Raw genomic sequence first — 7459 nt, 5'->3', positions numbered from 1 at the left:
CGCGGCGCCGCCGGCACCCGCGCCGGATACCTGGAGTACACCGGCCCGGACCGCCCCGCCGACTACGACGCCCTGCTCGCCGCCGCATGTGCCGACGAACTCTGCCTGCACATCCCGAAGTTGCCCTGGCACAGCCTGCGCACCCCGGTGGCCGACATCGCCGCCACGCTCGCCCTGACGACCGGCGCCCTCGGCAAGATCGCCGTCGACGTGCAGTCCCTGGCCCGCACCGAGGTCGCCGAACTGGCCGAGCCGCCCGTCGCCGGACGCGGCGCCTCCTCCGCGATGCCGCACAAGCGCAACCCGGTGCTGTCCACACTGATCCGCTCGGCGGCGCTCCAAGTGCCCGCGCTCGCCTCGGTGGTGCAGCAGTGCATGCTCGCCGAGGACGAGCGGTCCGCGGGCGCCTGGCACGCCGAGTGGCAGCCGCTGCGCGAGGCCCTGCGGCTGGCCGGCGGTGCGGCGGGCTGCGCCGCGGAACTCGCCGAAGGTCTCGTCGTACGCCCGGAGCGGATGCGCACCAACCTCGAACTCACCGGCAGCCAGGTGGTGTCGGAGCGGCTCGCCGCCGTCCTCGCACCCCGGCTCGGCAGGGCCGCCGCCAAGGCACTGCTCACCCGGGCCTCCCTGGAGGCCGAACTCACGGGACGGCCCCTGGGCGAGGTGCTCGCCCCCGGCCTTCCCGACGCCCTCTCGGCCACCGCACCGGCCGACCTGCTCGACCCGACGCGCTACACCGGCGCGGCCGGCCCGCTCGTACAGCGGGAACTCGGCTCGGCGCCCCAGGAGGAGTCCCGATGACCGTCGTGTCCGACCTCACCGTCCCGGACCACGCACCGGAAGCCGACGTATCCGCAGCACCCGATCCGGTACGCGAGTCCATGCGGTGCCTCCCCCGCGCCCTCCAGTACCCGCTGACGCTCCTCACCGGCAGACCCCTCGCCGGACAGGCCCCGCTGCGCTGGTGGACGCCCGCCTTCCATCTCTTCTCGGCGCTGTTCTCGATGCTGGCCGGCGTCGCCCTCTCGGTCACCGGCTGGGCGCTGGCAGGGAGTTGGCTGCTTCTGCTGCTGCCGGGCTGGGCGATGACGCTGCACGGCATGCGCAACCTGCGCATGATGATCTACCACCAGTGCTCGCACAAGAACATGTTCCGCCGCAAGAAGCTGGACGCGGCCATCGGCCGGGCCACTTCCGGTCTGCTGATCGTGCAGCACTTCTCCCGCTACAGCGAGGAGCACGTCAGCGACCACCACGCCGCCCACCACATGACGCTGCGCGACCCCACCGTGCAGGCCTTCCTGATCAGCCTCGACCTGCACCCCGGCATGACCCGTCGGCAGATGTGGCGGCGCAGCCTGGGCAAGCTGTTCTCGCCGGTCTTCCACATGACGTTCGCCGTGGCGCGGGCCCGCTCCTTCTGGCACGGCTCCTCCCGCAGCGAGCGCATCACGGCAACCGTGCTGTACGGCGGCGGGCTCGCGGCCGGCATCGCGACGGGCACGTGGGCCGCGCTGCTGGTCGTCTGGTTCGTGCCTCTCGTGCCGTTGTTCCAGATCAGCAACACCCTGCGCCTGTGCGTGAAGCACACCTTCCCCGACCCGTCCCTGACCGAGCGGCGCGGCAAGGCGTACTTCGGCTCGCTCACCAACGCGATCTTCATCGGCGAGCCGGCCCCCGCCGCCGGACAGGCGCCCCTCAAGGCCACCGCGGCCTGGCTGCGCTGGACCGCGCGCATGCTCTTCGTGCACCTGCCGTCCCGCTACCTGGTCCTGACCGGCGACACCGTGGTGCACGACTTCCACCACCGCCATCCCGCCACCCGCCAATGGGCGGACTACCTCTTCGCCCGCCAGGCCGACGCCGAGCGCGGCAGCGGTGGCTGGCCGCCCTACCACCACGCGTGGGGGCTGGTGCCCGCGATCAACCTGGTCTTCGACTCGTTGTCCGCCGCCGACCCCTCCGAGTTCGACGTGCGACGGGTGCGGGACGTCAGCCGACGGGAGTTGTTCGCAGCCTTCGATGACTAGCGCTCCGCGGGTTGCGCCGCGATAGGCCGTCGTTTGACTGCGGGCTCGTCGTGGCTGGTCGCGCAGTTCCCCGCGCCCCTGTGGGGGCTGTCGCCCCCACACCCTCAATCGTCCGAGAACCGACCGGAGCCGCCCCCATGCACCGACGCACCGTGATCCTCGGTGTCGCCGCGAGCGACAGCCACGCGGTGGCCAATCAGCTCATCGCGCACACCCTCCGCGCCCACGGATTCCAGGTGGTCAACCTGGGCACCTGCACGACCGTCGACGAGTTCGCCGCCGCCCACCGCGAGCACCCCGACGCCGAGGCCGTCCTGATCGGCAGCCTCAACGGCCATGCGTACGAGGATCTGCGCGACCTTCCCGAGGCCCGCGCCCGGGGCCTGCTGGGCTGCCCGGTGATCGTGGGCGGCAACCTCTCCGTGGGCAGCCACAAGCAGTCCGCGGGCATCGAGCGGCTGTACGCGCTCGGTGTCCACCGGGTCCTGGGCGACGCGGCCGACCTGCCCGCCGTACTGGACGAGCTGGCGGCCCGGACCCCGGCGGGCGCCGCGTGACGACCGCCACCGAACTCCCCACGCTCCACGAATCCGTCGCGTACATGCGCGAGTCGGGAAAGCCCACCGCGGCCGAGGTGCTGCGGGAGGCCCGGACCGCGGGCCGCCTGGCCCTCCAGCCGCGCTGCGGAGTGGGCTCGCACCCCCAGATGTCCACGCTGCTCAGGGACATCGAGCAGCACGCCGCCCCGGACGTCCTGTCCGTCACCATCGACGCACACACCCGGCTGGGCCGCTTCGACCACGCCCGGTCGGTCCTCGACCGCAACCCGGCCGATCTGAACGGCTATCCGCTGGTCACCCACGGCTGGCGGCGCGGCCGCGAGCTCAACGAGGCGGTCCGCGCACCCCTGGAGATCCGGCACGGCTCCCCCGACGCCCGGGTGCTGTTCCGCACGGCCGTCGCCGCCGGCATCACGTCCTTCGAGGGCGGCGGCATCTCGTACAACCTGCCGTACTCCAAGGACGTACCGCTGCGACGGTCCCTGGCCGCCTGGCGCGAGGTCGACGCAGCCTGCGGTGAGCTGGCGGAGCTCGGACTGGTCGTGGACCGCGAGCTGTTCGGCACGCTCACGGCCGTCCTGATGCCGCCCTCGGTCAGTCTCGCCGTCAGCGTCCTGGAGGCCGTCGCCGCCGCCCGCGAGGGCGTGCGCTGCATCTCGGTCGCCTACCCGCAGGGCGGTCACGCCGAGCAGGACGTGGCGGCCCTGCGCGCCATCCCGCTGCTCGCCGCCCGCCACCTGCCGGCCGGCGTCGAAGTCCACCCGGTCCTGCACGAGTTCATGGGCGTCTACCCGCGCGAACGCGCCCACGCCGAGGACCTCATCCTCTACGGCGCCCTCGTCGCCCGGTACGGCGGCGCGACCAAGCTGATCACCAAGACGTACCAGGAGGCGTACGGCATCCCCGACACCCGCGCCATCATCGACGGCCTGCACCTCGCCGCCCGCGCCAACTCGCCGCTTCTGGCGGGCTGGCGGCTGGACGAGGCACGCATCGCCGAGGAGCTGGAGTGGATCCTCGCCGAGGTCGACGCCCTGGTGACGCCGGTGCTGGACAGCGGCCTCGGCCTCTACGACGCCATCGCCGCCGCCTTCGCCGACGGCACCCTGGACATCCCGTTCAGCGCCAGTCGGCACGCCCGCTCGGCGGTGATCCCGGGCCGCGCGGAGGACGGCGCGATCCGCATCCTGTCCCCCGGCGCCCTGCCGCTGCCGCGGGCCCTGCGGGACCGGAACACGGACGCGCTGCGCAGCCGCCCCACGGATCTGTACGAGGCCCTCACCAAGGACATCGACCACTTCCCCCGCCTGTTCGGGGAGTGACCGTCACTTGGTGGGCTCGGCCAGCAGCCCGTGCTTGTGGATGAGATAGCCGGCCTGGAAGCGGCTGCGGGCGCCGAGACTGTCGAGGATGCGGGAGACCCGGCGCTGGCAGGTCCGCAGCGAGACCCCCAGCCGGCGGGCGATCGCCGCGTCGTCCATGCCGCTGGCCAGCAGCCTCAGCAGCGCCTTGTCGACGTCCTCCGACAGCGACTCGATGTGCTCGCGGGAGGTGTCGACCTCGAACGGCTCGGCATTGAACCACACGTGCTCGAAGGCCTGCACGGCGAAGTTCACGACGCTCGGCTCCTCGATGAGCACCGCGCCCAGGCTGTTGCCCGCCTGTGAGATCACCGCGACCCGCCGGTCGAACACGATCAGCCGCATGAACTCGGCCGAAGCGGTGCGCACTTCGCCGCCCTGGAGGGTGATCCGCTCGACGTAGGCGGCGGTCGGCAGGCTGAAGCGGGCGCTGTGCTGGTACAGCGTGCGCATCCGCACGCCCCGGCGCAGCATCGCCTCGTCCCGCTCGACGGCCTCCTCCAGTACCTCGGTGCGGCGGCCGCCACCGGGCTGGGCGGTGAGGACCTCCTCCTGGCAGTTGGCGGCGCGCTCGGCCAGCACGTTGCGCACGTCCTGGAGTTCGCTGAGCACCTGCACGCCCTTGGCGCGCTGCCGCCAGGCCAGGCTGTTGTGGTAGACGGGCACCAGGCTCTCCAGGTCCCGGCGCGCGTGCGCGATCAGCTCGGTCTGCTTGCGCAGCTCCGTCTCCAGCGGCAGCAGGGTCAGCAGCGCCGCGGACTCCGGGCCGACCGGTGTGTAGCGGTGGGTGTCGGGGTCCTCCTGGTGCAGCAGGCCCAGGCCCAGGAGTCGTTCCAGCGAATCGGTCAGCTCGCCCTCGGTGATGCCGAGTTCTCCGGCCAGCGACGGCACGTCCACGGCCGTACCGTCGAGCACCCGCCCGTATACACGCGCGTCATCCGGTTGAAGCCTCAGATCGGTCAGCCTGTCCCACACCAAGCGGCCCATGGTGCCCCCACGTCCCCGTTCCACCACGCTGCAAAGAACCAGAGGACGGCGCCATTGCCGTAACCCGGCCGAACGGTAACAGGCGCGTTAAGCGACCGACCAGTAGCTGCTCACAGGGTGGAACACGCGCCTGGTTGACCTTGCCCCTGGGGCAGGGACGAGCCTCCTGGTCACCGGGCGGAAGGCGCCCGGTGACGGAGGATGAACCGGTGACCGACGAACTGCTCACCATCGGCGCGTTCGCCGCGCGGGCCCGCCTCTCGGCCAAGGCCCTGCGGCTGTACGACCGCCTCGGCCTGCTGACACCGGCGCACGTCGACGAGGCCAGCGGCTACCGCTACTACCGCGCCGGCCAGATCGAACGCGCCCGCCTCGTGGCGCTCCTGCGCCAGCTGGACATGCCGCTCGCGCGGATCGCCGAGGTCGTCGAGGCACCGGACGGGGCCGCGGCCGCCGACCGGCTCGACGCGTACTGGGCGGACGTGGAGGCGCGGTTCGCGGGGCAGCGGACGCTCGCCGGGTACCTCCGTGGACGACTGTCGGGGAGGAGCTCCGAGATGTACGGAAAGTTCTTGGTCGAGACGGTGGACGTGCCCGAGCAGGTGCTGATCACCGAGACGCGGCATGTGCTGGCGGACGAGCTGCCGGCGTGGATCGGCGCGTCGCTGGGGCGTCTGGAGGAGGGTGCGCGGGACTGCGGCGGCATCACGGCGGCGCCGTTCGTCGTGTACCACTCCGACGTGTCGATGGAGAGCGACGGACCGGCCGAGTCGTGCGTGCCGGTGGCCGACGAGGCGGCGGCCCGGGCATGGGTCGAGAAGCAGGGCCGAACGCGGGAGACGAAGGTCCGTGTGGAGCCGGCCCAGCGGCTGGCGTACACCCGGATCACCAAGGCGCAGGTGGCCCATCCGCAGATCCTGGCCGCCTTCGAGGCGGTGGAGGAGTGGATCCCGAAGCAGGGGCTGTGGCAGGCCGGCCCGTGCCGGGAGGTGTACTTCGCGGACTGGGACACGGCGGGGGCCGAGGACCCGGTGTGCGATGTGGCGTTTCCGGTGAGGTGACGGCGGCCCTGCCGAGCAGGGCCTGGACAGGGCCGAGCCCCCTCGGCCGGGACGGCGGGCCAGTCGAGAGGGCTCTTTCTGTGGTGCGCGTGGGTGTTGGACGGGCGTTACTTGACCGACGCCACGAAGACGTTCCACGCATCGGCGGGGAAGGCCAGAACGGGGCCTTCGGGGGTCTTGGAGTCCCGGACGGCGAGCGCCGACGGGACAGGAGACTTGATCTCGACGCAAGCGCCGTTTCCGGTCGAGTATGAGGATTTGGTCCACTCGGGGGTGGCGCCCTGCTGAATTGCCATGGTTGCTCCGGTCTGGCAAGTTGACGAGTCGCCAACGTTGTTGATCGATGGCGTGATCGACGCTACTCGCCAACTTCCCTGCCCGAAGAAGCGATTCACTCGACCGGATGGCATATTCCAGAGGAGTCTTTCTTTCAGCCCGGCGAACGTGTACCCTCCGGCGCCCTACTCGGGTGTTGAGCCTCAGCCCGCATACTCTTTCGCGACATCTGCAATGAACTGGCGCGATTGGTCCACGTTCAGAGCCTGCGCCCTGAGGTGTTCGTACATGACGCAGTACTTCTGGACATCGGCGGGCTTCTCCAGATAGAGATCACTGGTGACGCCCTCGATGTAGACGACGCTCGAGTCGCCCGCATCGGGGAACTCCAGGACCGCGTACTGGCCGTTGAGGCCGGGATGCGCCCCCACCGAGTACGGCATGACCTGAACGGTGATGTGCGGAAGCCGGGACATCTCGACCAGGTGGTCCAGCTGTTCGCGCATCACCTGCCGGTTGCCGACGACGCGCCGCAGGGCGGCCTCGTCGAGCACCGCCCACAGGCGCAGCGGGTTCTCCTCGGCGCAGATGCGTTCCTGCCGCCGCAGGCGCACCTGGACGCGTTTGTCGACCTCAGCCTCCGACGTCTCGGGCAGTGCGCCCTGGATGAGCGCCTCGGCGTACGGCCGCGTCTGCAACAGGCCGGAGATGACCTGCGGTTCGTAGACCCGCAGCGAGGCCGCGTCCGTCTCCAGACCGATGTAGACGCTGTACGGGATGTCCCCGAACGCGTGCCACCAGCCCTGCTGACGCGAGTCCTTGGCCATCTGCATCAGCGAGTCGACGATCCGGTGGTCCTCCACCTCGTAGACCCCGCACAGGTCACGGACGTCGCGCTGGCTGATGCTGCGCCGGCCGTTCTCCAGCCGGCTGATCTTCGACTGCGACACCAGCAGCCGCTCCGCCACTTCCTCGGCCGTCATGCCCTTGAGCTCGCGGAGCCTGCGCAGCTCCTGGCCCAGCCGGCGCCGCCTGACGGTGGGATTGACATTGGACGCCACGGGACGTGCACCTCCGGCTGCATGCCTCGAACTTTGCCACTTTGTGTATCTGCTGTTGAGCAGACTGCCACCAAGGTGCTTCTTACCGCTGGGAAACAGCGGATATGCGGCGCGTACGCGTCA

General features: G+C 71.0%; 8 protein-coding genes. 5 read left to right on the top strand and 3 right to left on the bottom strand.

Features of this window, described 5'->3' with window-relative positions; translation table 11 throughout:
* From ACTWQJ_RS42615 to ACTWQJ_RS42600, 4 genes are all read left to right on the top strand, one after another.
* The coding region (locus ACTWQJ_RS42615; protein WP_443311780.1) for a lyase family protein at nucleotides 1–801 on the top strand (801 nt) is incomplete at its 5' end.
* Nucleotides 798–2030, top strand: a complete 1233-nt coding sequence (locus ACTWQJ_RS42610; RefSeq protein ID WP_443311779.1) for a stearoyl-CoA 9-desaturase — start codon at nucleotides 798–800, stop codon at nucleotides 2028–2030. The genes ACTWQJ_RS42615 and ACTWQJ_RS42610, both read left to right, overlap by 4 nt.
* A 137-nt stretch (nucleotides 2031–2167) precedes the next feature.
* Entirely contained in the window at nucleotides 2168–2587 is a 420-nt protein-coding gene (locus ACTWQJ_RS42605; RefSeq protein WP_443311778.1) for a cobalamin-dependent protein, read from the top strand.
* Nucleotides 2584–3912 carry a methylaspartate mutase gene (locus ACTWQJ_RS42600; protein WP_443311777.1) on the top strand — a complete coding sequence of 443 codons (1329 nt, stop codon included), beginning with the start codon at nucleotides 2584–2586 and terminating at the stop codon, nucleotides 3910–3912. The genes ACTWQJ_RS42605 and ACTWQJ_RS42600 overlap by 4 nt, the downstream gene beginning before the upstream one ends.
* A 3-nt stretch (nucleotides 3913–3915) precedes the next feature.
* On the opposite strand, the gene ACTWQJ_RS42595 is transcribed toward ACTWQJ_RS42600, so the two are convergent.
* Complete coding sequence (locus tag ACTWQJ_RS42595; RefSeq protein ID WP_443311776.1) at nucleotides 3916–4848, bottom strand: helix-turn-helix transcriptional regulator; 933 nt, start codon at nucleotides 4846–4848, stop codon at nucleotides 3916–3918.
* Between the two features lie 299 nt (nucleotides 4849–5147).
* On the opposite strand from ACTWQJ_RS42595, the gene ACTWQJ_RS42590 reads away from it, so the two are divergent.
* Nucleotides 5148–5999 (top strand): MerR family transcriptional regulator, encoded by an 852-nt coding sequence (locus ACTWQJ_RS42590; protein WP_443311775.1) that lies wholly within the window; start codon nucleotides 5148–5150, stop codon nucleotides 5997–5999.
* A 107-nt stretch (nucleotides 6000–6106) separates the two neighbouring features.
* On the opposite strand, the gene ACTWQJ_RS42585 is transcribed toward ACTWQJ_RS42590, so the two are convergent.
* Both ACTWQJ_RS42585 and ACTWQJ_RS42580 read right to left on the bottom strand, forming a co-directional pair.
* Complete coding sequence (locus tag ACTWQJ_RS42585; RefSeq protein ID WP_129800052.1) at nucleotides 6107–6295, bottom strand: DUF397 domain-containing protein; 189 nt, start codon at nucleotides 6293–6295, stop codon at nucleotides 6107–6109.
* Nucleotides 6296–6478: 183 nt separating this feature from the next.
* Entirely contained in the window at nucleotides 6479–7336 is an 858-nt protein-coding gene (locus ACTWQJ_RS42580) for a helix-turn-helix domain-containing protein (protein ID WP_129800053.1), read from the bottom strand.
* Between the last annotated feature and the right edge of the window lie 123 nt (nucleotides 7337–7459).

Source organism: Streptomyces sp. KR55, assembly GCF_052245645.1.
Taxonomy (GTDB): domain Bacteria; phylum Actinomycetota; class Actinomycetes; order Streptomycetales; family Streptomycetaceae; genus Streptomyces; species Streptomyces flavusporus.
The sequence above is the reverse complement of the archived record's forward strand: the minus strand, read 5'-3'. Positions and strand labels throughout refer to the sequence as shown.

Coding starts and splice junctions, on each gene's coding strand:
- ACTWQJ_RS42605 (WP_443311778.1), top strand. CDS start 2,168: ATGCACCGACGCACCGTGATCCTCGGTGTCGCCGCGAGCGACAGCCAC.
- ACTWQJ_RS42610 (WP_443311779.1), top strand. CDS start 798: ATGACCGTCGTGTCCGACCTCACCGTCCCGGACCACGCACCGGAAGCC.
- ACTWQJ_RS42585 (WP_129800052.1), bottom strand. CDS start 6,295: ATGGCAATTCAGCAGGGCGCCACCCCCGAGTGGACCAAATCCTCATAC.